The 25248-nt window shown below is 52.5% G+C and carries 23 protein-coding genes and 1 other RNA gene; 9 read left to right on the top strand and 15 right to left on the bottom strand.

What is annotated here, in order from left to right:
- Positions 1–132: 132 nt before the first annotated feature.
- On the top strand, positions 133–1230 hold the full coding sequence (cobD, locus tag COO92_RS17350; RefSeq protein WP_101304196.1) for a threonine-phosphate decarboxylase CobD: 1098 nt from the start codon (positions 133–135) through the stop codon (positions 1228–1230).
- Positions 1231–1241: 11 nt separating this feature from the next.
- On the opposite strand, the gene COO92_RS17345 is transcribed toward cobD, so the two are convergent.
- Positions 1242–2849, bottom strand: coding sequence for a sigma-54-dependent transcriptional regulator (locus COO92_RS17345; RefSeq protein ID WP_101304194.1), 1608 nt, complete (start codon positions 2847–2849; stop codon positions 1242–1244).
- A gap of 169 nt (positions 2850–3018) precedes the next feature.
- On the opposite strand from COO92_RS17345, the gene COO92_RS17340 reads away from it, so the two are divergent.
- Together COO92_RS17340 and COO92_RS17335 are read left to right on the top strand one after the other, a co-directional pair.
- Positions 3019–3324 (top strand): STAS domain-containing protein, encoded by a 306-nt coding sequence (locus COO92_RS17340; RefSeq protein ID WP_022733280.1) that lies wholly within the window; start codon positions 3019–3021, stop codon positions 3322–3324.
- 3 nt (positions 3325–3327) lie between these two features.
- Complete coding sequence (locus COO92_RS17335) at positions 3328–5397, top strand: SpoIIE family protein phosphatase (RefSeq protein ID WP_101304192.1); 2070 nt, start codon at positions 3328–3330, stop codon at positions 5395–5397.
- Between the two features lie 54 nt (positions 5398–5451).
- Here the strand turns inward: COO92_RS17335 and COO92_RS17330 are convergent, their stop codons facing one another.
- The 4 genes from COO92_RS17330 to COO92_RS17315 all read right to left on the bottom strand — a co-directional run bounded on the left by COO92_RS17330 (position 5452) and on the right by COO92_RS17315 (position 9548).
- On the bottom strand, positions 5452–6093 hold the full coding sequence (locus COO92_RS17330) for a tetratricopeptide repeat protein (RefSeq protein ID WP_206186426.1): 642 nt from the start codon (positions 6091–6093) through the stop codon (positions 5452–5454).
- Between the two features lie 221 nt (positions 6094–6314).
- On the bottom strand, positions 6315–8225 hold the full coding sequence (locus COO92_RS17325) for a putative bifunctional diguanylate cyclase/phosphodiesterase (RefSeq protein ID WP_240626492.1): 1911 nt from the start codon (positions 8223–8225) through the stop codon (positions 6315–6317).
- 230 nt (positions 8226–8455) lie between these two features.
- Positions 8456–8860: a TfoX/Sxy family protein gene (locus COO92_RS17320; RefSeq protein WP_101304188.1), complete on the bottom strand. Its 405-nt coding sequence runs from the start codon at positions 8858–8860 to the stop codon at positions 8456–8458.
- The gene (locus COO92_RS17315; protein ID WP_101304187.1) at positions 8844–9548 is read right to left on the bottom strand and encodes a helix-turn-helix transcriptional regulator; all 705 of its coding nucleotides are present in this window, start codon (positions 9546–9548) and stop codon (positions 8844–8846) included. Before COO92_RS17315 ends, COO92_RS17320 begins: the two co-directional genes overlap by 17 nt.
- A gap of 123 nt (positions 9549–9671) precedes the next feature.
- On the opposite strand from COO92_RS17315, the gene COO92_RS17310 reads away from it, so the two are divergent.
- Entirely contained in the window at positions 9672–10109 is a 438-nt protein-coding gene (locus COO92_RS17310) for a VOC family protein (RefSeq protein WP_101304185.1), read from the top strand.
- Positions 10110–10201: 92 nt separating this feature from the next.
- On the opposite strand, the gene COO92_RS17305 is transcribed toward COO92_RS17310, so the two are convergent.
- A complete protein-coding gene (locus COO92_RS17305; RefSeq protein ID WP_101304183.1) occupies positions 10202–10837 on the bottom strand; it encodes an alpha/beta family hydrolase in 636 nt (211 codons plus the stop codon).
- 320 nt (positions 10838–11157) lie between these two features.
- Here COO92_RS17305 and COO92_RS17300 point away from each other — a divergent pair, with 320 nt between their 5' ends.
- Complete coding sequence (locus tag COO92_RS17300; RefSeq protein WP_240626491.1) at positions 11158–12303, top strand: AbrB family transcriptional regulator; 1146 nt, start codon at positions 11158–11160, stop codon at positions 12301–12303.
- 31 nt (positions 12304–12334) lie between these two features.
- On the opposite strand, the gene COO92_RS17295 is transcribed toward COO92_RS17300, so the two are convergent.
- From COO92_RS17295 to ssrA, 5 genes are all read right to left on the bottom strand, one after another.
- Entirely contained in the window at positions 12335–13765 is a 1431-nt protein-coding gene (locus tag COO92_RS17295; RefSeq protein WP_101304179.1) for a methyl-accepting chemotaxis protein, read from the bottom strand.
- Between the two features lie 243 nt (positions 13766–14008).
- Positions 14009–14929 carry a DMT family transporter gene (locus COO92_RS17290; protein WP_101304177.1) on the bottom strand — a complete coding sequence of 307 codons (921 nt, stop codon included), beginning with the start codon at positions 14927–14929 and terminating at the stop codon, positions 14009–14011.
- Between the two features lie 157 nt (positions 14930–15086).
- On the bottom strand, positions 15087–16703 hold the full coding sequence (locus COO92_RS17285) for a fumarate hydratase (RefSeq protein ID WP_101304175.1): 1617 nt from the start codon (positions 16701–16703) through the stop codon (positions 15087–15089).
- Between the two features lie 201 nt (positions 16704–16904).
- Positions 16905–17444, bottom strand: coding sequence for an SspB family protein (locus COO92_RS17280; RefSeq protein ID WP_101304173.1), 540 nt, complete (start codon positions 17442–17444; stop codon positions 16905–16907).
- A 154-nt stretch (positions 17445–17598) separates the two neighbouring features.
- Positions 17599–17974: a transfer-messenger RNA gene (gene ssrA / locus COO92_RS17275) on the bottom strand.
- Between the two features lie 129 nt (positions 17975–18103).
- Between ssrA and COO92_RS17270 the strand changes: the two genes are divergently transcribed.
- The 4 genes from COO92_RS17270 to COO92_RS17255 all read left to right on the top strand — a co-directional run bounded on the left by COO92_RS17270 (position 18104) and on the right by COO92_RS17255 (position 20941).
- Entirely contained in the window at positions 18104–18898 is a 795-nt protein-coding gene (locus tag COO92_RS17270) for a thymidylate synthase (protein ID WP_101304171.1), read from the top strand.
- Positions 18898–19422 (top strand): dihydrofolate reductase, encoded by a 525-nt coding sequence (locus COO92_RS17265; RefSeq protein WP_101304169.1) that lies wholly within the window; start codon positions 18898–18900, stop codon positions 19420–19422. Before COO92_RS17270 ends, COO92_RS17265 begins: the two co-directional genes overlap by 1 nt.
- Positions 19423–19638: 216 nt before the next feature.
- On the top strand, positions 19639–20220 hold the full coding sequence (locus tag COO92_RS17260) for a TetR/AcrR family transcriptional regulator (protein WP_101304168.1): 582 nt from the start codon (positions 19639–19641) through the stop codon (positions 20218–20220).
- A gap of 163 nt (positions 20221–20383) precedes the next feature.
- Positions 20384–20941, top strand: a complete 558-nt coding sequence (locus tag COO92_RS17255; RefSeq protein WP_101304166.1) for a peroxiredoxin-like family protein — start codon at positions 20384–20386, stop codon at positions 20939–20941.
- A 390-nt stretch (positions 20942–21331) separates the two neighbouring features.
- Here COO92_RS17255 and COO92_RS17250 read toward each other — a convergent pair whose 3' ends face one another.
- From COO92_RS17250 to cyoB, 4 genes are all read right to left on the bottom strand, one after another.
- Positions 21332–22120, bottom strand: a complete 789-nt coding sequence (locus tag COO92_RS17250) for an SURF1 family protein (RefSeq protein WP_101304164.1) — start codon at positions 22118–22120, stop codon at positions 21332–21334.
- 105 nt (positions 22121–22225) lie between these two features.
- Positions 22226–22609 (bottom strand): cytochrome o ubiquinol oxidase subunit IV, encoded by a 384-nt coding sequence (cyoD, locus tag COO92_RS17245; RefSeq protein WP_022733299.1) that lies wholly within the window; start codon positions 22607–22609, stop codon positions 22226–22228.
- Positions 22606–23226, bottom strand: coding sequence for a cytochrome o ubiquinol oxidase subunit III (cyoC, locus tag COO92_RS17240; RefSeq protein ID WP_022733300.1), 621 nt, complete (start codon positions 23224–23226; stop codon positions 22606–22608). Before cyoC ends, cyoD begins: the two co-directional genes overlap by 4 nt.
- 10 nt (positions 23227–23236) lie before the next feature.
- Positions 23237–25246: a cytochrome o ubiquinol oxidase subunit I gene (cyoB, locus tag COO92_RS17235; protein ID WP_101304162.1), complete on the bottom strand. Its 2010-nt coding sequence runs from the start codon at positions 25244–25246 to the stop codon at positions 23237–23239.
- Between the last annotated feature and the right edge of the window lie 2 nt (positions 25247–25248).

The following is a 25248-nucleotide window of genomic DNA, read 5'->3' as shown; positions in this document are numbered from 1 at the left end:
TACGCAGTCAACACAACCAAGGCAAGTGCGTCTTGCTTGCCTTCTGGTTATGGTGACCCAAGATCGATCCAAGGTTGATCGGAAAATGACATCATCACGAAACCGGGGTCATCGATGACGATGACAGAGTAGATGACAGACAAGACAATGCATAAAACCCAAACGACCTTGATAGATACAACGCCCATCAATCACGGTGGGTCGATTGATCGTGCCGCGCAAAAATACGGCATCGCGGTTGAAAACTGGCTTGATCTGTCAACCGGCATCAATCCGCTTGGATATCCTGTTCCCCAAATTGCCCCTCATCATTGGCAGCGCCTGCCACTTGGCAACGAATTGGCGGCGCTCAAAAACGCTGCTAGCCAATACTATCAACTGCCGTCGCCCGATCACCTTGTCTGCACAGCAGGCACCCAGTCGCTTATTCAAACCATTCCGTTTTGGCTGCGCGATCACAGCCACATCAGTTCCGTGCATATTCTTGGCCCAACCTATGCCGAGCATGGTCGGTGCTGGCAACGTGCAGGTCATGCCTGTAAACACCATAACATCCTTGCGATGGAACGATTGGACATGGCCCGATCTCTGTTTGAAACAGGGACTTCTGGCACGGTTGTCATTCTGGTTAATCCGAACAACCCCGACGGCGCCCTGATCCCTGCATCCGATATCGCCGATCTGTCCAATTTGGCCGATCAATCGAACAATTGGCTGATTGTTGATGAAGCATTTATCGATTGCGAACCGGACCAATCGGTTTGTCCGAACATTAATAAAATGCCCAAGACACTTGTATTGCGATCTTTTGGCAAGTTCTTTGGCCTAGCCGGGATCAGAATTGGCTGTGTGGTCCTTTCACCCGCACTGGCGCGTGACCTTGAAGAACGCATTGGACCGTGGGCCATTCCCGGCCCCTCAATGGAAGTCGCAACCCTTGCCTTTGCCGATCACGATTGGCAGCAGGCAACACGTGATCGTCTTAGCAAAGATCGCGACCGACTTGAAGCTCTGGTGACAGATCACAGCCCGTTAAAATGCGTTGGGGCAACGCCGCTGTTTTTGCTGTTTGATGGACAAAAGGCTCACAACATTGCCAACCATTTGGCCCGCAAGGGCATTTTGGTTCGGCTGTTTGACCATGATGAAACGAAGGTGCGTTTTGGCCTTCCCGGCACGAAGGCTGAGTGGGATCGGCTGGAAGTAGCATTTCAGGCATTGGCAATATAGATCGACGGGCTTTAGTGAATGCTGCCGTCTTCCCACGCCTGCTTTTTACGGTATATCGTTGATGGGCTGACGCCAAGTGCGTCTGCGGCGCGCGGGATTGATCCACCACACCGCTCTATCGCTTCTTCGATGGCCTGTTTTTCAACAAGCCAAAGGGGCCGGATTTCCGAATATCCCAATCCACCTGAGGTTTGCGGTATTGACGGAATTGCCATCGGATCGTTTGCATTGGCCCCCACCGACATTCCGACAAGATTATCCGCATTTTGCGACTGGCGATTTTCGACAACTTTGCGCATTTGACGTGCACCTGCCAGAAACGCCAGTGCTTCGGGGTCACCTTCCCACAAACGCGCGGAGTTTCCCGCATCATTGGAGACGCCCGGATGGGGTGGCGGTGCTTCGATTGTTGCCGACGTAAACTGATCACCATCGGTATTGCTGTTGACCGGACGCGGCACCATCGCAAGGGTTACTTCCGTACCGTTATTCAGAACCACAATGTTACGGATGATGTTTTGCAACTGCCGAATGTTGCCCGGCCACGAATAGCTGGCAAACAATGCCGATACTTCCGGCGTGAACCGTTCGAAATCACGGCCTTCTTCGCGGTTGTAGCGCTGCAGATAGAAATTCGCGATTTGCAGAATGTCTTTGTCACGATCACGCAACGGCGGCATATGCAACGGAATGACATGCAGGCGGTAATATAAATCTTCGCGGAACCGACCGGTGCGCACTTCTTCAAGTGGGTCCCGGTTCGTCGCACAGACAAACCGGACATCAACTGTTTCAAGCGAACTACCACCCACTTTCTGGAACGTCCCGGTTTGAATAAACCGAAGTAACTTTGTCTGAAGGTCGAGATCCATCTCGCAGATTTCGTCGAGAAACAGCGTACCATCCGCCGCGCGGTGTGCCGCCCCTTCACGATCAGCAACAGCGCCGGTAAAGGCGCCTTTGACATGACCAAAAATCTCGCTTTCCATCAAATCTTTGGGGATCGCACCGCAGTTTAACGGTATGAATGGATCGCTTGAACGTTCGGACCGACTGTGGATGGCCTCGGCGGCAAGTTCCTTACCGGTTCCTGATTCCCCGGTGATAAAGACGGTTGCGCGACTTGGGGCTGCATTTTCAATAATGCGATAGATGTCGCGCATATTTTCCGATCCGCCGATGATATCAAAATACATCTGGTCGGTATCGTGATCCCCGAATTCTTCAACGTTCTTAAGCGGGAGGACCGATGGCCCCGCCAGCGCCTTTTTGACCGTTTCGCGCAATTTGTCCGCGGCAAAGGGTTTAAGCAGAAAATCCCAAGCCCCTTCGCGCATGGCTTCAACCGCAATATTGACCGATCCATGGGCGGTAATCACGACGATTTTACATTCGGGACAAATATGTGAGGCACTTCGCAAAACTTCGCGACCATCCATATCGGGCAGCACAAGATCAAGAACCAGAACGTCTGGCGGATCCTGACGCAGGCGTTCAATGGCGTCAGCACCATTGAGCACATGCTCGACCAGATGACCATCTGCACGCAGGTAGTCCTGATACACCCGCGCAAGCGACAGGGTATCTTCCACAATTACTATGCGTGCCTGCTCTGGCATTTTTTGGTTCGCGTCCCGATATAGCCACTATGGTCAAGCATACCGATTGTGACATCACTGCCACAACTGCAAACATTGTTGCAGTGTCGGTTCAAACCATACAAAATCAGAGTAAGATTAAGAAAAGCATAGTTTTAACGAGATTATCGGCGTTCAGGAGTATCACGGGTTGAACTACAACACCGAACAAACCGACAAGACAACGACCGTCGAACTGACGGGTAGATTCACATTTGGGGATCATTCCAATTTTCGCAAACTGATCGAAGAAATGCGTGCCCATCAGTCCGAGACGCACGTGCTTGATGTCACGGGCATTGAGTTCATCGATTCTGCCGGTTTGGGTATGCTATTGCTGGCGCGTGACGAAGGCGAAAAGGCGCGTGCGACCGTCATTCTTCGCGGAGCACAGGGACAGGTCAAACGGATGCTTGAAGTGGCCCGCTTTGACACGCTTTTCAAACTGGAAGACTAATTCATGGAGTCGGATATCGACGACCACTCCCCCCTTACTGTCGCCGTTCCGCAGTCGCTTTCATCTGATGATGTTGAAAGCCTGCTGACGGGGGTAAATATTTGGGACAGGTCCGATCCGATACCCTTTGAACATGTTATCGGCAACAGCCCAGAAGACCTTTCAAACTCTGCACGGTTTTCCTGCTGCCTGCTGCCAAGTGATCCCGGTCGCGAATGGCTTGGAAGCCTGACCCGGTTAAATTCCGACAACTTTATTGAATGCTTTGACGGAATGGATCTTGGCGATCTATGCCCGATCATTGGAAGCGACCCTAAATCCAAACATCATCTGCTTGTTTGTCTTTCAACGCGCAGTGCCTATCACCTGCCGGTTGCGCGAAAATTCGTTACCGCGTTGCGCCACCGCGGCCTGATAAAAGAGGCAACTGCGCCGGCTGTTGAAATGGCTGTTCAGGAAGCATTTGCCAATTCCCTGATCCACGGGAACCTTGCGCTTACAACCAGTGGCCGCCTGTCGATGGACCGCTTTAACGAGCTTGGCGATGAAACCAAAAAGCGACTTGCATCGACGACATATGGTGACCGCGCCATCGTATTGACGGCGAAAAAACGCAAGAACGGCCACATCGTAATATCGATCAACGATCAGGGTGCTGGCTTTACCCCGCGCAAGGAAACGGACGAGACCACAATGCCGGGTCAGGAATCCACTTTTGGCCGTGGCCTTCCTCTGATTAAAAGCCTGTGCCACTCGGTGACATTTGCACGCGGTGGCCGAACCATCAAACTGACCTTTGATCAGATCGAATCTGACGTCCTTTCGGCCGATCCAGCATTTATCCGCGAATTTGACGCACAGGGTAGTATCGATGCCGCGCTGCGCACCCCGCAAAATGCAACCATCCTGATTGCCGACGACACGATGCTATCACGTGAAATCATCGCGTCTTACCTGCGGTCGGACGGCTTTACGAACCTTGTGTTTGCCAAGGACGGTGAAGATGCCCTGGCCCAGGCCAAAGCCCATAACCCGGATCTTATAATTCTCGACATCATCATGCCGAAACTTGATGGTTATGAGGTTTGCAAAGCCCTGCGCGCCGATCCCCAATTTGCCGAAACGCCAATCATTGCCCAGACTGCACTCGAAGAAAATGAAGGTCGCACAAGGATTTTCGATGACGGGGCGACGGATCTTATCCTTAAGCCGCTCAATAAGGCTGAGCTGATCGCGCGGACCAAAATCCATCTGGAAAACCGGCTTCTCGTCAAACAGCTTCGCGCCTATCGTGAACGGACACAATCTGAACTCGACCTTGCGCGTGACATGCAAGAAAACCTTAACCCTGCCCCCGAACAATATCGCGGGACCGGGTTTGATTATGGCATGCGGATCAGTGCGACCTTCCAGATGTCATCGGAGCTTGGCGGGGACATGTGGGGTCTTGTGCCAATTGATGCGCAGCGGCTTGGGGTCTATATCGTTGATTTTGCGGGGCATGGATTGGGGGCAGCGTTAAATACGTTTCGACTGCACTCCCTGATATGGTCAGACCAGATACGCGATCCTGATCCCGGTGCGTATCTCAGCAATCTTAACCGGCATCTCAAGGGGCTTCTGCCAATCAGGCAATATGCCACGATGCTCTACGGGATTATTGATCGAAGTCAGAAAACATTTTCCTACGCCAGTGCAGCCTGTACATCCCCGGTACTGGGAGACAGTACAACCGGTGCGGCACGCTATCTTGATGGGTCTGGTGTTCCTTTGGGCGTTATTCGTGACGCGCGCTACGAAACCCGTGAAGTGCCGTTTGACCAAAACAGCTTCCTGCTGCTTTACAGCGACGCCTTGATCGAAACAACGTTGGATGATGGTCAGTTCCTCAGCGAAGAAAAGCTGCTTTCAATGGTGAATGAAACCGTTATGGAAAGCAGCAGTGATGTTGATTTGGCCGCCCAAATTGCCGACCAGTTCATGGACCGGGCCCCTGTGCAGCTTTCCGATGATTTTACGGTCGTCTCACTGCAATCAGCAAATGGCTTTACTGCCCGCGACGAGACCCAATAAAACCCGAAAATATGAAGTCTGGAAAAATCCGCGATAAACCTTATCGCGCAAGGGTTACGAAACGTATCGCGCACGCCCCAAAGACGACTGCACAACATCACCAAACGGTTCAGCGGCATTGTACCAGTAATACGGTGCAGTGGTCGTGGTCGGTGTCGCGGTCTCGGTTTCAACACTGACTTCTGCCACAGCCGCCACACCTTGTTCCTTGACCGACTGAAGGCGTCCCGCGATGACCTTACGCACCAGATTGGCCAATCCTTTTCGCGCACCGACGTGATCTGGCTCATTGCCAAGAACGGCCCCTAATTGGTCAAGCGCGCGCATTTTATTGCGGCATCCCAAAAGGTCGGCTGCCAGAACGCGTAATTCCCGAGAATCCGGACGCAGGCTGATGGCGATTTCAAGATGTTCGAGCGCGGTTTCACGTCGCCCGATTTGCATATAGGTCCGGGTCAGCCCCATGTGGGTTGCCGCATCAAGGTCGTCCAGAATCAAGGCGCGGCCAAATGCATTTAGCCCCAATTCACAAAGACCAAGATCAAGCAGAACATGCCCCAACACCCGAAGACGGGCAGGTTCATCGGGTAAACTATCAATCAACTGACGCAGGCGCAGACGAATTTCTGGGGCAAGATCAATCTTGCCGGTCATGACCGAACTAAATTCTTGCGAAATATGTGTCTGCGATGACATCAAAAATGCCCTGTTTGCGCCAAAATCAGTGATCGCTTGGCATAAAAAGGCTTTATGACTGCGATCTCGCAAGACGCAGCTTATCGTCATCTGGTTGCGGGAATGTTAACCGAGGCATCAATACTGATCGTGCAGTACCGTTTTCATCCGGCAAAAGTGGGCCAAGCGCCCGGACGCCAGCAATAACGCACCCAATCGACGTATGGGCAAAGGACGCACCGTTACTGTTTTTTGAGCATTGCGGGCAAACGTTTTAAAACTGGTTGCTTGGCTGGTTTGGCAAAGAAATAACCCTGCACCAAACGCCCCCCGAGCTCGATCACGATGTCACGCTGGCTTTGGGTTTCGATGCCTTCGATCACGCAATCAATTTCAAGGTTGGTGCACATATCAATGATCGTTTTGACAATCCGCCGGCTGCGTTCGGTACTTGCCAGTGGCGCGATAAAGCTGCGATCGACCTTAAGGCAATCAAATTCCAGCTCATGCACATATCGTAAACTGGAATAGCCGATCCCAAAATCATCCATCGCCACCCGCGCACCATGATTGCGTAAATAACGAATGCTGGTTCGGGCGGCTGCAAAATCACGCAGAAACGCAGTTTCGGTCACTTCGAACGTTAAACGGTCCGGGGCAATACCATTGGCTTTGATCTGTTCAATCAGCCATTCCGTCGTGTCGGATAAAACAATGTCACGGGCCGACAGGTTGAACGACACCGATATATGTTCGGGCCATTCGCGCATTTCACGCAGCAGTTTTTCAAACAGGATTTTAGTCAGCATGCCCACCTGTCCGGTTTTTTCCGCCACCGGGAAAAATGTCCCCGGCGACACCCGCCCCATGAGCGCACTGTCCCAGCGTGCAAGTGCCTCGATGGAATTGACAGCCCCGGTTTCCACATCAAAAACCGGCTGATAATGAAGCGAAAGTTCCTGCGACAAATCGGCCTTACGCAGAGCTTGCTCTATCTGCGAATCATGACGGATCAGAGTTTCGTGGTGGGCGGCAAACAATACCGCTTCGCCCGGCATGTTCTTTTTTGCGTGATACAGCGCAAAATCAGCACGCTCAAACAATCCGTTTGATGTGCGTGCCACCGCAGGATATGTCGCAAACCCCAAAGATGCTGAAAGCTGCACGCTTACATTGCTGAGCATATAGGGGCGATTAAGTTCCTGACAAATCTGTTTACCAAGGGCAATCAGCTCGGTCGCGTCGCTATATTCGCCAAGGACAATCCCAAATTCATCCCCGCCCAGCCTTGCCAGCAAGGCATCGCCGCTCAGGATGTGGCGCAGGCGTTCGCCCGCGTGCATTAACAACTCATCGCCTATGGGATGACCGTGCACATCATTGACGGGCTTAAACCCATCAAGATCAATCATCGCAACGGCAAATCGATCATGCTGCCCTGCCGACGTATCCGCCTTGGCAGCAGCAGTTGCAACCGCGTCTTCAAGATAGGCAAAGAACGCACGACGGTTTGACAGGCCCGTCAACGGATCAAGGAAGGCAAGGGCTTCGTTCTGCTCAGAGAGTTCAAGCGTTGTTTTATGCTGACGTTCAAGATCAATGCGCGACGTGACCAAACCCGAAAACGCGGCATAATAACTGGTTATGATCTGAATAATCATGGCCGAGACCAAGGCCATGTTTACAGCAATCGCGACATAAACCTCATTCCCGCTAAAACCGAAATAAAGCACGAAGGTCCCAAGTACGATCACCACAACCAGCAAGGCTGCAGGCGGGAAATTCACCAGACAGAAGATACAGCCAACCACCGTGATCGAGATGAAATAGGCAACGTGCCCCTGTTGATAGGGATCACCATAGCCAAACATTGTAATTGCCCAGGCGGTAAACAGCACCGAAATCACCACCGCCATCACCCGGATACGGCGCAAATGTCCGATGCAAACATTGATATCACTGACGTCAACCCCGGCCTTCAGCCATGCATAGCCACGCACAATACAGCATGCACCAAGCACAAGAACCGCATAGATCGTCAACCAATCGGGGGCTGTTCCGTAATGGGTATAGGCAAGGGCAACCGCGTTGGCCAACAACAAGCCATAAAGAACCGGGATCTGCCGTGATAACGCCTTGACCTGAGCGCGCATGAGCTCAGGTTTGTCCGTATGAATTCTGATTATTTCGGCAACTTTGTGCCAAACAGAACCGGTTGCCACGTTTCGGGATACCCAATTTTTGTTTTTGTCGTGAAAAGCTTACACGCAAAAGCTGTTTAATTGCATCCCTTGATCACACAATCATCAGACTAAATCAGAAACTCGACATATATGCTGGGCAATAACACAGACAATTTCCAACCAATGTGCCGCCGGTCAAATTAAGCGCGGTTTCTTTTGTCATGCATTTGGCTGGCTTTGCCCGGTTTGCGCTTTTTCTTTTTGGTGTCCTTGATCGCTTGGGCCCGGTTGGCCGCGCCCAATGCCATATGGGCAATTTCAATCAGCGGCTCGGGATTTTCAATCCATTCGCCGGGCACTTCAAAATATGACAACGTCGTTGCCCGCCCCGAAGGCACAGTAAACTGTGCCATCCCGATGTCGTCATATGTCGCACGTGTTTGCGCATCACCTTTCAGATACAAAACATCATCGGCGATGATCGCAAAGAACACCCCATCACAATAAAGGCCAAAGCAGCCAAACATTCGGTTGGCTCGGATATGGCCCCGCGGTGCCAAAAGTTCTGCGATTGTCAGAACAAATTCGTTATCGACCGATGCCATTGAGGATTTCACCTTCGATGCCTTCGGAAATCAGATAGTCGCGCAATGTCTGACCTGGGACCGGACGAAAGCGTTCAGTCGAGATATCCATGTTTCGAATGCGATCAGCGCGAAACACGCGGAATGCGACACGTAACTCACACCAGCACGCCAACAGCCACGTACTGCCAAAAAACAGCATACCAAGTGGCCTGACGCGGCGTTTGGTTTCATCGCCCTTGGCATCGGTATAGTCAATTTCAATGAAGCTGCGGTCGCGGATGGCACGGCGAAGATTGGGCATGGAAATCGCAATCGGTTCCTGTGCAATTTCGGCCACCGCAATTGGCACCCCGCCGATCAACCCACGCAGTTTCTCAGGTAAGACTGCCTCGATCTTGGTCAGGGCATCGCCTGCGGCACGCGCCATTTGTGGATCGGTCCAGCTTTGCACCATGCGCGCTGCGACCACCAATGCTTCGATCTCATCGGCATCAAACATCAACGGCGGCAGGTCATAGCCATCGCGCAGAATGTATCCAACACCGGCTTCGCCCTCCACCGGGACACCTGATGCGGCCAGATCGCGAATATCGCGGTAAATCGTGCGTTCGGAAACTTCCAGTTCCTCGGCCAAATCACGTGCGCGGCACAATTTGCGGCGGCGCAGGATTTGGACAAGGCGAAACAGTCGGTCGGCCCTTCTCATGATCGCTCCTTTGTCATCCTGCCTCAAAAATTATCATAACGCTCCTGACAGGCTCCTGTCAGGAGGTATGTGCAACATTGCGAAATCGGGACAGGATTTCACCCCAACGTCAGGAGCATGACGATGAAAGTCACCAACTCATATCCGATCATTATCACCGAGAAATTCACTCAAAGCCGCGCCTTCTATAAAAAACTCGGCTTTACGCCCGTGTTTGATGGCGAATGGTACTGCCAATTGGTCTGGGCAGACTTCCCATCGGTTCAACTGGGCCTGATGAAACCCGGCCATGACACCCAACCCGAACTGTTTCATGCGGCAACCCTCGGCGAAGGCAGCGTGATCTGCCTTGAAGTCGAAGACGCAGGTGTTGCTGCGGATGAAGTGCGCGACGCAGGATTTGAATTCGCCCTTGAAGTCCGCAATGAGCCATGGGGGCAGAAACATTTCGCACTGCTTGATCCCAATGGTGTGAGGATTGATATCGCAAGCCAGAACGGCGTGGTTGCCCCGGAATATGCCCAGCATTTTCTTGATGCCACCGAAGCCGCACTGGCCTGATTACGCGGCACCACAGTGGGACACATCAACCATTATGTGACCTAATTGAGGATACTATACCCAGTATAACAGCCCGCCGGTTTGGCGGGCTGTTATGTCACAAGGCCTCGGGCAAAATCGTTGATGGCGGTGGCAGCCTCTTTGATGTTTTGTGATTGCGTTCGGCCAGAGCTTTTGCGTGGCTTGAAATCATGGTCACCATCCGCAACCCAATGCAGGGCAATGGTGTCGGCCAAATCATACGCGGCAATTTCATCGGTCGTGCCAAACGGATCACGTGTGCCATGACAAATAAGGGTCGCTGTTTTTAAACCGGTCAGATGTTCGGCCCGCAGATTTTCGGGCTTTCCGGGTGGATGAAACGGATAGCCAAGGCACACCAACCCGGCCACACCAAGATCATCTGCCACCATGCTGGCCATGCGTCCCCCCATGGATTTCCCACCAATCACCAACTTGTCCGGGTCGCCCAATTGATCAACAACATCGCCAAAGAACTCCAATAAAACTGGTGCACGGTCAGGTCCCCGCTTTTTGCCATCCAGCCGACGTTTAGCCATATAGGGAAACTCAAACCGCGCAATGCGACAGCCAAGCCCGGCCAACTCACCCGCCATCTGATCCATAAACGGACTGTCCATCGGGGCACCCGCCCCATGGGCTAAAACAATGGTCAGCGGGGCATTCTCATCACCATCAAAAATGACCTGAATGTTTTCATGGCTCATGGGAGATATCCTGTAAGACTGGTAATTTCGTTTTGGCTGGAACAGACAATTTCTGTCACCGCCCAATAGTGGCACATAACAGGACCACCGTGGTATCGCCAATCAACGGCAGGCAAAAACTTCTTTGATCTATCCTGCCACACTCATGGCGGCCAAGCCTCCAACTGCGATATGATTGCTAACCCCTCGATTATTCGACTTTTTTCGAGTTATACTGCGCAGATGCAGCTTATGCCGTTCCCCCACGAACGCCATAACCTATGCCATCCGCGCCACCACGCGAACGACCTGCCTTTTGCCACCATATGAGGCGACTGCCCGTGTCATCTGATTCTGATCTGTCCGATCTTGCTCAAACGCCCCAACCTGCCCCGAACGAACGCATCGGTCGCCTGCCCAAAAGCCTGCAATGGCTGTTGATGGTAACGGTCTCACTGGGGTTCTCGGTTCTTCTACATGAATTCCATGTGCCTGCGGCCTTGCTGCTTGGCCCGATGATCATTGGCATCATTATGGGAACCAATGGTGCGACTATTGCTACGCCAAAACCAATTTATCTTGGTGCCCAATCGGTCCTGGGCGTCATGATTGGTGGATCAATGTCCATCGGTATCCTGACATCCTTTACCCATGACTGGGCGCTAATCCTTGGGGTCACCGCACTAACCATGATCGCAAGCAGTCTGCTTGGCTGGATACTCTGTGTGCGTCAGGTTCTTCCGGGAACCGCCGGCATTTGGGGATCCTCCCCCGGTGCGGCTTCCGCAATGGTGATCATGGCTGAGGCGTTTGGTGCCGATGCCCGGCTTGTTGCCTTCATGCAATATGTTCGGGTGGTGATTGTGGTTGCAGTTGCGTCATCGATTGCCAACCTTTGGGTCGATCCGGAACTCGCCGCCGCAGCAGGCACCTATGACTGGTTCCCGGCCATTGATTACGGCCAGTTTGCCATTACCCTTGCACTGGTTGTTGGCCTGTGTGTGGCTGGCATCTATTCACGGCTGCCATCGGGTCCGCTTTTGCTTCCGATCATTATAACGACCATCCTTCACATCAACGGATGGGTCGATATCGTTCTACCCGAGTGGTTTCTTGGATTGGCCTATGCCGCCATTGGCTGGGCTGTCGGATTGAAATTCACGCCTGCAGTGATCCGACATGCGGCATATGCCCTGCCCAAAATCCTGCTGTCGATCACTGTCCTGATTGCGTTCTGTGCAAGTATTTCAGTCTTGCTGGTGGTGTTTATGGATGTCGATCCGCTTACGGCGTATCTGGCAACCAGTCCCGGCGGACTTGATTCGGTGGCGATTATCGCCGCCAGCACCAATGTCGATCTGTCATTTATTCTGGTCCTGCAAGCCACACGTTTCTTTATGGTGCTTGCACTTGGCCCACCGCTTGCGCGGTTGATTGCACGGCGCACCGCCAAATTCAACCCCGGCCCAGATGTACCGCTGTCCTAAACAACACCCAGCACAAACAGCGGATGAAGTGTCACATCACAAGGATCTTGCCAACAAACCCTTCGACCCGCGCACTAAGTTCGGCCCCTTGCCCTTCGAGATTGATCGCAGCCTCACCAAGCTCGGTCGAAACCGTGGTCGCGTGATGGATGGCTTGGTTAATTTCCACAACACTGTCGTCGACCTTGCGTGCTTCTGCCACGGCAGCATCGGCATCACGTGCAACCGACATGCAGATTTCTGCCTGCTTGTCGGTCTGAACAGCGGTGGCTTCGGCGCGTTGCTGTAAGCCGTCCATGGCAATGGCGATATGTTCAATATCGCCCCCGGCTTTGGAAATGGCCTCCGTCATACCATTCATCCAGTGGGCAATTTCCTCTGTTGCAGTGGCCGATTGCCCGGCTAGCGCCTTGACCTCTTTGGCGACAATGGCAAATCCCTTGCCTGCTTCGCCTACACGGGCCGCCTCGATGGAAGCATTCAGTCCAAGCATTTTGATCTGGGCGGCAATGGCCGCAATGCTCGACAGCATTTTTTCTGCATCAGCTGCGCGGTCCTGCAGGGCGGCAAAACCATCACGCATATCGCGTGCTTGCTGACCAATGACATGGGTGGTTTTCACCGTTTCCCCGGCGTCGCGACCAACCTCGGCCAATTCACCCTGCAAGGTTTCCATGTGATCGGCGACATTTTCGATATTGGACAACGCACTGCTTGCGGATTGATCTATTGCCGTTCCGCAGAATTCGGTTCTTTTGTTACTATTGCCAAGAACATCAAGCGCACTGCGCATCTGACTGACGGCAGCCCCTAGCATCCCAACTGTGCCCTGCACCTGACTTTCAAAGTCCGATGCCAGTTTTTCGCGCGATTTCAAAACATCATCGCGCTCTATCACCCGCGCAACCTGCCCACCGACGAAACCCAAAAGTTCTAGAAGTTCGGCATCAAGTTTGGCAATCTCTGGGCTGAAAAACTCGATCACGGCAACGGTCTGACCACCCAGTTTCACCGGCAAGGCAAAACAGCCGCGCAATCCGTTTCGGGCCGCACTTGCAGCGCGCAGAAAGCCGTCCTTTTGCGTGACATCTTCAATGCAAACAGGTTCACCGCGCACGGCAACCGTTCCAATAAGTCCTTGGCCCAGTGCAAATACCGTTTCTTCTGACTGCGTGCGAAATTCAGCAAGATCAGCCGTCGAAATGTTCCCATCAATCGACCAGATACCAGCAGATGACAAATGATCGCCATCACGTACATAGGCATGCCCAATCGGCCATGCGCAGTAATCACATACCGCTGTAAGGATTGCCAAGATCGCACCATCACGGTCGGATGCCTCGTCTGCGACAGCCCCAACTTTGCGTAGAAGTCGCAAAACATCAGCAAGTCCCGCATCTTTGTGCGGCGAAAGACCTTGGTCATTTTCTGGGGATATGGAACGGATGAAACCGGCAAACATGACAAAACTCCGAGGCAAAACAAGCTGGCCTTTCAAACGAAAGAACCAGAAGGTTGCGCAAGCCTCGTTGCCTGCCGATCAAGATGGGAAAGATACGGCGCCGTTGCCGTCATCCACTGTTACATTAGCGTAATACTGCATACGCGAAAAGGACAATTCGCGCATGCAGCAAAATTTATTCAATCTTCAATTGCAGCCAAGTATCACCACAGCACAACTGTTTGGCTGTCCGGACAATACGGATTACCGCAACACCCGGCGAAACACGCCAGATGCCACCATCACGCCAAAGATCACCAATGCGACGGCCGCCACCAAGGCAAGGTTGCTTTCTTCACCCAGAAGAAACACGCCGCCAAGGGCGGTGAGTGCCGGGGTCATGGCCCCAAATGCGGATGCACCGGTCGATCCGATGTGACGTACAGCAAGGCCATAGGTAATAACGGCAACACAGCCGGCCAGAAGCCCCTGTGTAACAAGCAACATCATCACATCGCCTATCGGAGCATCGGGAATATGTGTGCCGGTGAAAAGGGCGATCACCGCAATAATGACGAAGGACCAAAAGCCGACAAAACTTGCCGCTTCAAGTGCGCCAAGACCACTTTGGCGCATCGCATGGGTATAGGATGCCCACATCAACGCCCCGGCAGACACAAGGCCATAGCCATACAGCATATCAGTACTGGCATCGCCGCCCGGCTTAAGCGCCACAAGCAACATAACCCCGACAATCACCGCACCATATCCGGCAAGTCGGACACGGCCGGGCCGTTCGCCAAACAGGACAATCGCGATTAAAACCGCCCAGATCGCCATCACACCGGGCAACAAAATCCCGACATGACTTGCCGGAACGAACTTCAATGCACTGGCAACCATCAGGGTGTAAAATGCACCAGACCCGATCAACATCAACAGCCCATTGATCAAGGACAATCCCTTTGGCCAGATGCCCTTTCTGATCCAGATCGGGCAAAGCAGGACAAAAGGCACGACAAAGCGTAAAAGCCCAATATCAACGGCAGTAAAGTTTGACGTCATTGCATAACGTGTCGCAATCAGCCAACCGGCCCAGATAAACACCGTCGCCAACGCAGACGTCACACCGACCATACGGCTTTCTGTCGCGCCGGAAGCAGAAAGCGCAGAAATTTCAGACATATCACTATTCCCGATAGGGGTTTGATTTTGACCAAATCAGACCACGCACCTCCGATATCCGCAAGTCCCTTTGACCACGGGTCAGCTATGCACACAAAAAAGGCGGCACAAGGTTTCCCCTGCACCGCCCTTTGAATTTGGGAAGAGTCCTGAAAAATCAGATACCAAACTCGGCAAAGAAATCATTGCCCTTATCGTCAATCACGATGAAGGCCGGGAAATCTTCGACTTCGATTTTCCACACGGCTTCCATACCCAGTTCAGGATACTCGTGAACCTCGACCTTTTTAATGCAGTCTTGTGCCAACCGGGCCGCCGGACCACCGATGGAGCCAAGATAGAAACCGCCATATTTGTTGCAGGCATCTTTAACCTGCTTGGAACGGTTCCCCTTTGCCAGCATAACGAACGAACCACCCGCAGCCTGGAACTGTTCGACATAGGCATCCATGCGCCCCGCCGTGGTCGGACCGAACGATCCGGATGGCATGCCTTCGGGCGTTTTGGCCGGACCGGCATAATAAACCGGATGGTTTTTGAGGTATTCTGGCATTTCCTCACCGGCATCAAGGCGTTCCTTGATTTTGGCATGGGCAATGTCGCGTGCAACAATCACGGTACCGCTGAGCGACAGACGGGTTTTAACCGAATAGCCCGAAAGCTGTTTACGGATTTCATCCATCGGACGGTTCAGGTCAACCTTGACCACTTCGTCTTCAAGATGTTCGTCCGTCACATGCGGAAGATATTTCGCCGGATCATGTTCGAGATCCTCGATAAAGATACCGTCCTTGGTGATTTTACCCAAAATCTGACGGTCGGCAGAGCACGAAACCCCAAGCCCGACCGGGCAGCTTGCACCGTGGCGCGGCAGACGGATCACGCGCACATCATGGCAGAAATACTTGCCGCCAAACTGTGCGCCGATGCCCATCTCGCGGGTCATCTCAAGAACCTTCTGTTCCCATTCAAGATCGCGATAGGCCTGACCATGGTCGCCGCCCTCGGTCGGAAGGCTATCGTAATAGCGTGCCGATCCCATTTTCACGGTCTTAAGGCAGGCCTCAGCCGACGTTCCGCCAATCACAATCGACAGGTGATACGGCGGACAGGCTGACGTGCCCAAGGTGCGGATTTTCTCGTCCAAGAACTTCCGCAGGCCTTCCGGATTCAAAAGTGCCTTTGTCTGCTGAAACAGGAAGGTCTTGTTGGCTGAACCGCCGCCCTTGGCCATGAACATGAATTTATATTCATCGCCTGTGGTCGCATAAAGGTCGATCTGTGCCGGAAGGTTCGACCCGGTGTTCTTTTCTTCGAACATATTCAGCGGGGACACCTGCGAGAAACGCAGATTGTGTTTCTGATAGGCCTGCCAGATGCCTTTTGACAGGGCTTCCTCATCAGAACCGTCCGTGATGACCTTACCACCGCGTTTGCCCATGACAATCGCGGTACCGGTGTCCTGACACATCGGCAAAACACCACCGGATGCGATAGACGCGTTTTTCAAAAGATCCATCGCCACGAATTTATCATTCGGGGTGGCTTCATCGTCATCAAGGATTTTGCGCAGCTGCGCGAGGTGGCCCGGACGCAAAAGGTGCGAGCAATCAAAAAACGCCTGAAGCGTGAGCTTTTCAATCGCTTCGGGTTCGACTTTCAAATAGGTCTCGCCATTAACATCAACGGTCGAAACACCCTCATCCCCGATCTTGCGGTACGGGGTGGTGTCCTTACCCAGATCGAACATGGGTTTATAGACAAAATCATTCATGGGAAGGTTCTCGTCTCTCTCAATAACACGGTAGGTCTATTTTTATTTGGCCATTTCATAGCGCCAATCGTGAAAAATTTCCACGATACATTCGCCTAACAGCTGCAGATCCCGGTTAAGGGAAATCAAACCGGAAAATATGTCCCGAACGGCGCCAAAGAAAAAAGGAGCAGAAATGAACCTGCCCCTTTTTTGGAATTCTTATTTTTTACGAAACGCATCCAATGCGATGACTTCGCCCGTTTCACTTGCGTCGGGTTTCGGTTTTTTGCGCGATTTGGACGGTTCGGCGACCAATGTTGGTGCGCCACCATCGTCTTCGATCAGGTCCGCATCAAGGTCATCGTCTTCGTCATAATCGAAATCCGCATCGTCCATTTCTTCTTCGACGCTAAAGGTCAGCATGAAGTTGGCGGACGGGTCGACAAAGGCCAGCATCGCATCAAACGGAACAACCAAAGTCGTTGGCATGCCATCAAAGCTCATGCCGACCGAAAAATGATCGTCTTCAGACTTCAGATCCCAGAAACGATGCTGCAAGACAACCGTGATGTTATCAGGGTGTGCCTTGCGCTGACCTTCAGGAAGGGCAACGCCGGGATGATTGGTCTGGAAGGTGATGTAATAGTGATGCTCGCCGAAAAGGCCTTCTTCGGCCACGCGCGCAAGGATTTCTTTCACCACGCCGCGCAGCGCCTGATCGACCATAAGATCGTAACGAAATTCTTCCGGTTTCTGCATCAGTAATCCTGTATCTGGCGGGCGCACCGCCGAAGTGCGGTCCATCCCGTCATTATAATATAGCATTAGATCACGCTGTATACATATCACAACGTGTTCGATCAGGGTTTGATCCCTAAACTCTATTCATAACGAAGCGGGAAAGAAATACAAGAGTGGGGCGTTCTGTTGCTAGGTGCCCCGTCCCCCACCAAATTACCGCTCCCGGCAACCGGAATTTCGCTTTGGTGCTAGTGCCGCTTACGCAGCAACAGCTACCGGAGCATTGTTGTCGTTTGCATTTACAAACATTAGCCCGATAACGGTGGTACCATGCCGAGCGCCAACAGAGGCTTTTACTACACACGTCGATCCTATTTCGGCCCCAACATCTTCGCCTGAGTCGGACGAAGTCAAAGTTTGAAAGTTGGTGGAGCCGCCGGGTACCGCCCCCGGGTCCGTAATGTCTATTCTGCCAAGTCGTGTAACGCCATAGTCAGGTTGCCCCGACAGCCCCTATATAGGTCATTCACCCCTTGCCACACAAGGGGAATTGGCAATTTTTTTTAAGCAAACAACGCGAAATCGGTCGCCCGATCCACGTGTGTCTGCACGGCTTGCCGAGCTGCCTGTACCTGACTATGCTGCCCCAAACACGATTCCGAAGAACAGGACACAGCATGCAGCAATATCTCGATCTGATGCGGATGGTGCGCGACACTGGCACGCACAAGGAAGACCGTACCGGAACTGGCACGATATCGGTTTTCGGTCACCAGATGCGGTTTGACCTTTCCAAAGGTTTCCCGATGGTCACCACCAAGAAGCTGCATCTCAAATCCATTGTTCACGAATTACTGTGGTTCCTTGACGGCGATACCAATGTCAAATACCTGCAAGACAATGGGGTGCGCATCTGGAACGAATGGGCCGATGAAAACGGCGATCTTGGCCCGGTTTATGGGGGGCAGTGGCGGTCATGGCAGGGCGCAAACGGCCAAACCATTGACCAGATCACCGGCCTGATTGACCAGATCAAAAACAATCCCGATTCCCGACGCCTGATTGTCTCCGCATGGAATGTTGCCGATGTGCCAAACATGGCGCTGCCGCCGTGCCATTGCCTGTTCCAGTTCTATGTCGCGGACGGCAAGCTTTCATGCCAGCTCTATCAGCGCAGTGCGGATATCTTCCTTGGCGTGCCGTTCAACATCGCGTCCTATGCGCTTTTGACCATGATGATTGCACAAGTATGCGATCTTGAAGTTGGCGATTTTGTCCATACGCTGGGGGACGCGCATCTTTACACCAACCATCTTGAACAGGTTGAATTGCAGCTGTCGCGCGAAACGCGCCCGCTTCCGACCATGAAGATCAATCCCGATGTTAAATCGATCTTTGATTTCAAGTTTGATGATTTTGAACTGGTCGGTTATGACCCGCACCCGCATATTGCCGGCAAGGTAGCGGTGTGATGACGGATCAAAAGATCGAACGCGTTGCCGTGGTGGCCACCGCCGCCAATGGTGCGATTGGCAAAGATGGCTGGATGCCGTGGGAATTGCCCGAAGACCTGAAACGGTTTAAGGCGCTGACCCTTGGCAAGCCGATGATCATGGGACGTGTGACATTTGAAGCCATTGGGCGTCCCCTTCCTAAGCGTGTCACCATCGTTGTTACGCGTGACACCGACTGGTCATTTGATCATGAGAACGTGCGCGTTTGTCACGATGTCGAAAGTGCCATCAAGCTGGGCGACGAAATCGCCAGGGCCGATGGTGTAAACGAAGTTATCATTGCCGGGGGTGCGCAGATTTATCATCTTGCCCTGCCCTATACGACGCGCTTTGAGCTGACCGAGGTCCATGCCGATATTGACGGCGACACCTTCCTTGATCCGCTGCCTGCCGATCAATGGCAAGAATCGACCCGCCAGAAAGTCAATAATCCGGATGGCCCGGACTACAGCTTTGTCACCCTTGATCGCACGACAAATTGATGACGGCACGCCATCTCCCTGAGATATGGAATTGTTCAATTATTACATATTGCTAACTTGATGAGCTGCATATTTCCTTTTGCTGGCTCTGAGCTTAACCTACGCCAACAAAGTTGATACCATCAGCGCAGAGTTGATTTTCAGCACCACAAGTTACATCTTTCTCTGTATTACAGAACACTCGTTCCAGAGACAGCTCGCAACCAAGGAACTGCCATGCCTCGCCCACGCGCGTTTGACGAAGAAAGCGTTCTTGATAACGCCATGAACATTTTCTGGAGCAAGGGATTTGAATCAACCTCGGTTCAGGACCTTGTCGAAGAGACTGGTCTTAACCGTGCGAGCATGTATTCAAGCTTTGGCGACAAGAAGGCGCTTTTCCTGCGTGTGCTTGATCATTACAGCCTGAAAATCAGTTCCAAGCGGTTTGCCAAGCTGCGTGAAACCGAGGATGGTCGGGCGGCAATTGTCACCACCTTCAAAGACACCACCAGACACAGTTGTGAAGATGGCCATCTCAAAGGCTGTCTGATGGTTAATTCTGGCATGGAGCTGGCCCCGCATGATCCCGAAACGGCGGCAATCGCCCAGCAGGCTTTTCGCCGGGTCGAAGACATGTTCGCCAATGCACTGAAGCGCGGCATAAATACCGGCACCATTTCAGCCGATAAAAACGTCCGCGCACTGGCACGCTTTTTTGCAGGCTCGATACAAGGCGTGCATTTGATGGCCCGCCGGGGTGCCGACCGTGAAACAATCGAAGATTACACCGATACCATTCTGGCCGCACTCGACTGATCTGCTGTGCCCAAGTTGCGAACGCCAGAAAAACAAAACCCCGAGTGATTTCACATCAAACTGATCACGGTTGAGTGATGGCAAGAAATTCTGGTTGCCGTTATTAAACGATCATTCCAGAATGTACCCCATCAATCAAACATATCCGTTATGAGGACCGAAAATGTCTGTAATCACACCGCTTGTTCCGCGCCAAAAAGTCCCGTCCCTTTCCGTGCCACTGGTTGGTGGTGGCACCTGGTCCCTTGCGGATCAGAGCCCGGAAAACTTCACCATGGTTGTCTTCTACCGTGGTCTACATTGCCCGATCTGCGGCAAATATCTTAAAGACCTTGATAACAAGCTCGAAGATTTTGCCAAACGGGGCGTGAATGTTGTGGTGCTGTCATCTGACAGCGAAGACCGCGCAATTACGGCCAAAGAAAAATGGGGTCTTGAGAATATTGATCTTGGCTACGGACTTGCACTTGAGAAAGCCCGTGAGTGGGGTCTTTATATCTCGACCTCAAACGGTGTGACATCTTCGGGTTTTGAAGAACCCGCACTGTTTTCCGAGCCGGGCCTTTTCCTTGTCCGTCCGGATGGAACGCTTTATTTCGGCACCGTTCAGACCATGCCGTTCGCCCGTCCGGCCTTTGCCGAAATTCTTGGCGCACTTGATTTCGTCATTGCGAAAAGCTATCCGGCACGCGGCGAAGTTATTGATCATACTAATCCCTGATCGCGCAGCCCTCAGGGGCAGAACTATTGAATTTTCTTTACGATTAAGCCCGTATCTTCATGATACCGGGCTTTTTCATTTCTCAGTGGCGTACTTCGTACAATAAGCGGGAATAACTCCGCCACCTTTTGTCACGTAATATGTTTTACCGCCGATTTCAGTTTTTGATATTCCTTCACACTCTTCTGGAACGCCAGTTCCGGTACACCCCGACAAACCAGCAACTAAGACAACTGTCAAAATAAGTGTTCGCATCTTCACCTCTGTCTCACTTCACGCTAAAACGCAGCGTAACACTCCCATGAGAAAACATTACAATCAAGAGCTGATGAAACTCAGACAAACAACACCATAGAGCACGCCCACAGGCATAACTATAACTTAATAGAATCAATCATTGCCTACTTCATCGGAGCTCCGACCGCAGGGTTGCAAAACGATCCACGCTGCAACAAGAGTCAAGACGGCCATGCCAAACCATGTCAGGGCATACATCAGATGATTGTTCGGGAAACTGATTTTGGTTAAGCCCCCAACCGGCAATTTTCCCGGATTGTTCTTGCCATCGGCGTCGATGAAATAAGGTGCCACACGGGCCGGATCAAGGCCGCGCTTGATCGCCATTGCCCGCACATCGCGCGAATACCACCGATCTTCCTGCGGCACGTTATCGCGGATAAAGGTCCCCACGGGCTCGTCCAGACGCAAAAGTCCCGTGACGCGGGTTTGACCTTCAATCATGCCTTCAGGTCGCGTGGCGCGATCACGGTGATCCGTGGGGACAAAGCCACGGTTGATCATAATGATCGTCCCGTCCACACGCGCCATCGGCGTGATCACCCAATATCCGGCCCCATAATCGGTTGCGGCATAGACATGGCTTTCAAGGTCATTGCGATAGGTTCCAAGCAACATGACCTTGCGATATTCATCGCGATCACGCGTGACATTTTCCCAGTCGTTCTGATCCGGGGCAGTCACCGGATCACCCTGCACACGGGCATCAACCCGCTCAATCAGATCAAGCTTCCACGCCCGGCGTTCAACCTGCCAGTAGCCAAGGCCAAAGAAACCTGAAAACAGGACCACCGCAAGCAATACCACCACAGCACGTGTGACCACCGACGGACCCTTTGTGGATCGGTCATGCCGGTTCTCAGAAACGTGGCTTTGCGTCATGGCGCTGTCTTTCAAAACGGTGGTGTAAACTGGCATCCAGTGGGAACAAAAAAGGGCGCGACACCGGTTAAAGTATCGCGCCCCCTATTGATATCAAGCTTCGATCTAGCCGAAGCTTTTGATCATGTCATGATCCATCTGCGGCATCATGTTGGTGTTAAGGTGATACATCACCCACATGGAACCGGCGATGGCAATCGCAACGATCACAAGGGTAAAGATCAGCGCCAACATGTTCCAGCCACCTTCGGATTTGGTGTTCATGTGCAGGAAATAGACCATGTGAACAATGATCTGAACCACACCAAGACCCATGATCCAAAGTGCGGTTGCGATCTTGCTGTCAAGAACACCATCCATCACCAGCCAGAACGGAATGGCCGTCAGAATAACCGACAGGATAAACCCGATCATATAGCTGTTGAAGGTACCGTGGCCGGCACCGCCATCGCCGTGATGGTCATCATGTGCGTGTGAATGTGCACTCATCCCAGAACTCCCAGCAGATAAACAACGGAGAAAACACCGATCCAGATGACGTCAAGGAAGTGCCAGAACATCGACAGGCACATCAGACGACGTTTATTGGCCGGGATCAGACCATGTTTGGCTACCTGAATCATCAGGGTCACCAGCCAGATGATCCCGAACGTCACGTGAAGACCGTGGGTCGCAACCAGCGTATAGAATGCCGACAGGAACCCGCTTCGCATCGGCGTCGCACCAAGGCTCCAAAGTTCATGGAACTCATATAGCTCCAGCCCGACAAACGCGGCACCGAACAAACCGGTAATCGCCAGCCAAAGCTGTGTGCCCGCAATACTGCCTTTTTCCATTTGCAGCATGGCGAAGCCATAGGTAATCGATGAAAACAGCAGCATCGATGTATTGATCGCCACCAATTCCAGATCGAACAAATCAGTCGGTGCCGGACCTGCGGCATAATTCTGGCCAATAACGGCATAGGTTGCAAACAGAATCCCAAAGATGAGGCTATCGCTCATCAGATAGATCCAGAAGCCAAGCATCGTCCCGGTTTCCGGGTGATGCTCTTCCTTCAGATAGAAGACCGGCATTTCGGTCTGTGCGGCAGTGTTATTCGCCATTGTCATTCCCTTACGCCTGCTGTTTTGCCAGAAGGGCAGTACGTTCGTCTTCGGTTTCCACGACTTCAGATGCCGGGATGTGATAATCGCGGTCATAGTTGAAGGTGTGGGCAATTGCACCGACAACCAGGGCAATGAAGCTTGCAATCACCAGCCACCAGATATGCCAGACCAGCGCGAAACCAAGAACAAGCGACAGAGCGGCAAGGATAAAGCCAGCGCCGGTATTTTTCGGCATATGGATATCCAGGAAGCCTTCCGTCGGACGGACATAACCACGTTTCTTCATGTCGGCCCATGCATCAAGATCATGGACAACCGGGGTAAAGGCAAAGTTGTAGGCTGGGGGCGGCGACGAAGTCGACCATTCCAGCGTACGACCATCCCCCCATGGGTCACCGGTTTCATCACGAAGCTTGTCACGTTTGATCACCGCAACAACGATCGACAGAATGAACGAACCGATCCCCCCGGCAATCAGAAGCGCACCAAAGGCGGCAATCACGAACCAGATCTGAAGCGACGGATCGTCAAATTGGCTCATGCGGCGGGTAATCCCCATCAGACCAAGAACATAAAGCGGCATGAAGGCGAAATAGAACCCGACAAGCCAGAGCCAGAAGGACATTTTGCCCCAGAACGGATCAAGCTTGAAGCCAAATGCCTTGGGGAACCAGTAAACGATACCGGCAAACATCCCGAACACCACACCACCGATAATCACGTTATGGAAGTGCGCAATCAGGAACAGGCTGTTATGCAACACAAAGTCAGCCGGCGGAACCGCAAGCATAACACCCGTCATGCCCCCGATCACAAAGGTCAGCATAAAGCCGATGGTCCACAGCATCGGAACATCAAAACTGATGCGGCCCTTATACATCGTGAACATCCAGTTGAAGATCTTCGCACCGGTCGGGATCGAGATGATCATGGTCGCGATACCAAAGAAGGCGTTCACGCTGGCACCCGAGCCCATGGTGAAGAAGTGATGCAACCAGACGATATAGGACAGGATGGTGATAACCACGGTGGCATACACCATCGAGCTATACCCAAACAGACGCTTGCGCGAGAATGTCGACACAACTTCGGAAAACACACCAAACGCCGGCAGGATCAGGATGTAAACTTCCGGGTGCCCCCAAATCCAGATCAGGTTGATATACATCATGGCGTTACCGCCAAGATCGTTGGTGAAGAAGTTGGTGTCTGCATAACGGTCAAGCCCAAGCAGAACCAGAACAGCGGTCAGAACCGGGAACGCAGCCACGATCAGAACGTTGGTGCAAAGTGCCGTCCAGGTAAAGACCGGCATTTTCATCATGGACATGCCCGGTGCGCGCATTTTGACGATGGTCACAACCAGATTGACCCCCGAAAGCAACGTCCCGACACCGGCAATCTGAAGGGCCCAGATGTAATAATCGACCCCGACCCCCGGACTGTAAACAATGTCAGACAGCGGCGGATATGCCAGCCAGCCGGTTTTCGCGAACTCACCGACAAACAGCGACACCATGATCAGCACGGCACCGCTGGTGGTCATCCAGAAGCTGAAATTATTCAGGAACGGGAACGCAACGTCACGCGCGCCGATTTGTAGCGGCACGACAAAGTTCATAAGCCCCGTCACCAGCGGCATGGCCACGAAGAAGATCATGATTACGCCGTGGGCGGTGAATATCTGATCGTAATGATCAGGGGGAAGGAAACCTTCCGAGCCGCCAAAAGCCATCGCTTGCTGGGCACGCATCATAAGCGCATCGGAGAAACCACGCAAAAGCATGACAAGCGCCAATATGATGTACATAATGCCGATTTTTTTATGGTCAATCGACGTGATCCACTCGTTCCAGAGATATCCCCAGAGGCGGAAATAAGTAATACCGCCCAGAACGGCGATACCACCCAGAACCACGGCCGCGAACGTCACCACAAGGATCGGTTCATGGAACGGGAGTGAATCAAGCGACAGCCGGCCAAATATAAAATGCAAAAGGTCCGGATTGGAGAACATCG

This window comes from Thalassospira lohafexi (genome assembly GCF_002844275.1).
Lineage (GTDB): Bacteria > Pseudomonadota > Alphaproteobacteria > Rhodospirillales > Thalassospiraceae > Thalassospira > Thalassospira lohafexi.
Note: the sequence above shows the minus strand (reverse complement) of the source record. Positions and strands in the feature narration are given on the sequence as shown.

Excerpts from the sequence above, each read along its gene's own strand:
- COO92_RS17310 (WP_101304185.1), top strand. The coding sequence starts at position 9,672 with ATGAAAGTCACCAACTCATATCCGATCATTATCACCGAGAAATTCACT.
- COO92_RS17315 (WP_101304187.1), bottom strand. The coding sequence starts at position 9,548 with ATGAGAAGGGCCGACCGACTGTTTCGCCTTGTCCAAATCCTGCGCCGC.
- cyoC (WP_022733300.1), bottom strand. The coding sequence starts at position 23,226 with ATGGCGAATAACACTGCCGCACAGACCGAAATGCCGGTCTTCTATCTG.
- cyoB (WP_101304162.1), bottom strand. The coding sequence starts at position 25,246 with ATGTTCTCCAATCCGGACCTTTTGCATTTTATATTTGGCCGGCTGTCG.
- COO92_RS17270 (WP_101304171.1), top strand. The coding sequence starts at position 18,104 with ATGCAGCAATATCTCGATCTGATGCGGATGGTGCGCGACACTGGCACG.
- COO92_RS17280 (WP_101304173.1), bottom strand. The coding sequence starts at position 17,444 with ATGCAGAAACCGGAAGAATTTCGTTACGATCTTATGGTCGATCAGGCG.
- COO92_RS17250 (WP_101304164.1), bottom strand. The coding sequence starts at position 22,120 with ATGACGCAAAGCCACGTTTCTGAGAACCGGCATGACCGATCCACAAAG.
- COO92_RS17320 (WP_101304188.1), bottom strand. The coding sequence starts at position 8,860 with ATGGCATCGGTCGATAACGAATTTGTTCTGACAATCGCAGAACTTTTG.
- COO92_RS17345 (WP_101304194.1), bottom strand. The coding sequence starts at position 2,849 with ATGCCAGAGCAGGCACGCATAGTAATTGTGGAAGATACCCTGTCGCTT.
- cobD (WP_101304196.1), top strand. The coding sequence starts at position 133 with ATGACAGACAAGACAATGCATAAAACCCAAACGACCTTGATAGATACA.
- COO92_RS17260 (WP_101304168.1), top strand. The coding sequence starts at position 19,639 with ATGCCTCGCCCACGCGCGTTTGACGAAGAAAGCGTTCTTGATAACGCC.
- COO92_RS17295 (WP_101304179.1), bottom strand. The coding sequence starts at position 13,765 with ATGTTTGCCGGTTTCATCCGTTCCATATCCCCAGAAAATGACCAAGGT.
- COO92_RS17265 (WP_101304169.1), top strand. The coding sequence starts at position 18,898 with ATGACGGATCAAAAGATCGAACGCGTTGCCGTGGTGGCCACCGCCGCC.
- COO92_RS17305 (WP_101304183.1), bottom strand. The coding sequence starts at position 10,837 with ATGAGCCATGAAAACATTCAGGTCATTTTTGATGGTGATGAGAATGCC.
- cyoD (WP_022733299.1), bottom strand. The coding sequence starts at position 22,609 with ATGAGTGCACATTCACACGCACATGATGACCATCACGGCGATGGCGGT.
- COO92_RS17290 (WP_101304177.1), bottom strand. The coding sequence starts at position 14,929 with ATGTCTGAAATTTCTGCGCTTTCTGCTTCCGGCGCGACAGAAAGCCGT.
- COO92_RS17285 (WP_101304175.1), bottom strand. The coding sequence starts at position 16,703 with ATGAATGATTTTGTCTATAAACCCATGTTCGATCTGGGTAAGGACACC.
- COO92_RS17335 (WP_101304192.1), top strand. The coding sequence starts at position 3,328 with ATGGAGTCGGATATCGACGACCACTCCCCCCTTACTGTCGCCGTTCCG.
- COO92_RS17255 (WP_101304166.1), top strand. The coding sequence starts at position 20,384 with ATGTCTGTAATCACACCGCTTGTTCCGCGCCAAAAAGTCCCGTCCCTT.
- COO92_RS17325 (WP_240626492.1), bottom strand. The coding sequence starts at position 8,225 with ATGCGCGCTCAGGTCAAGGCGTTATCACGGCAGATCCCGGTTCTTTAT.
- COO92_RS17330 (WP_206186426.1), bottom strand. The coding sequence starts at position 6,093 with ATGTCATCGCAGACACATATTTCGCAAGAATTTAGTTCGGTCATGACC.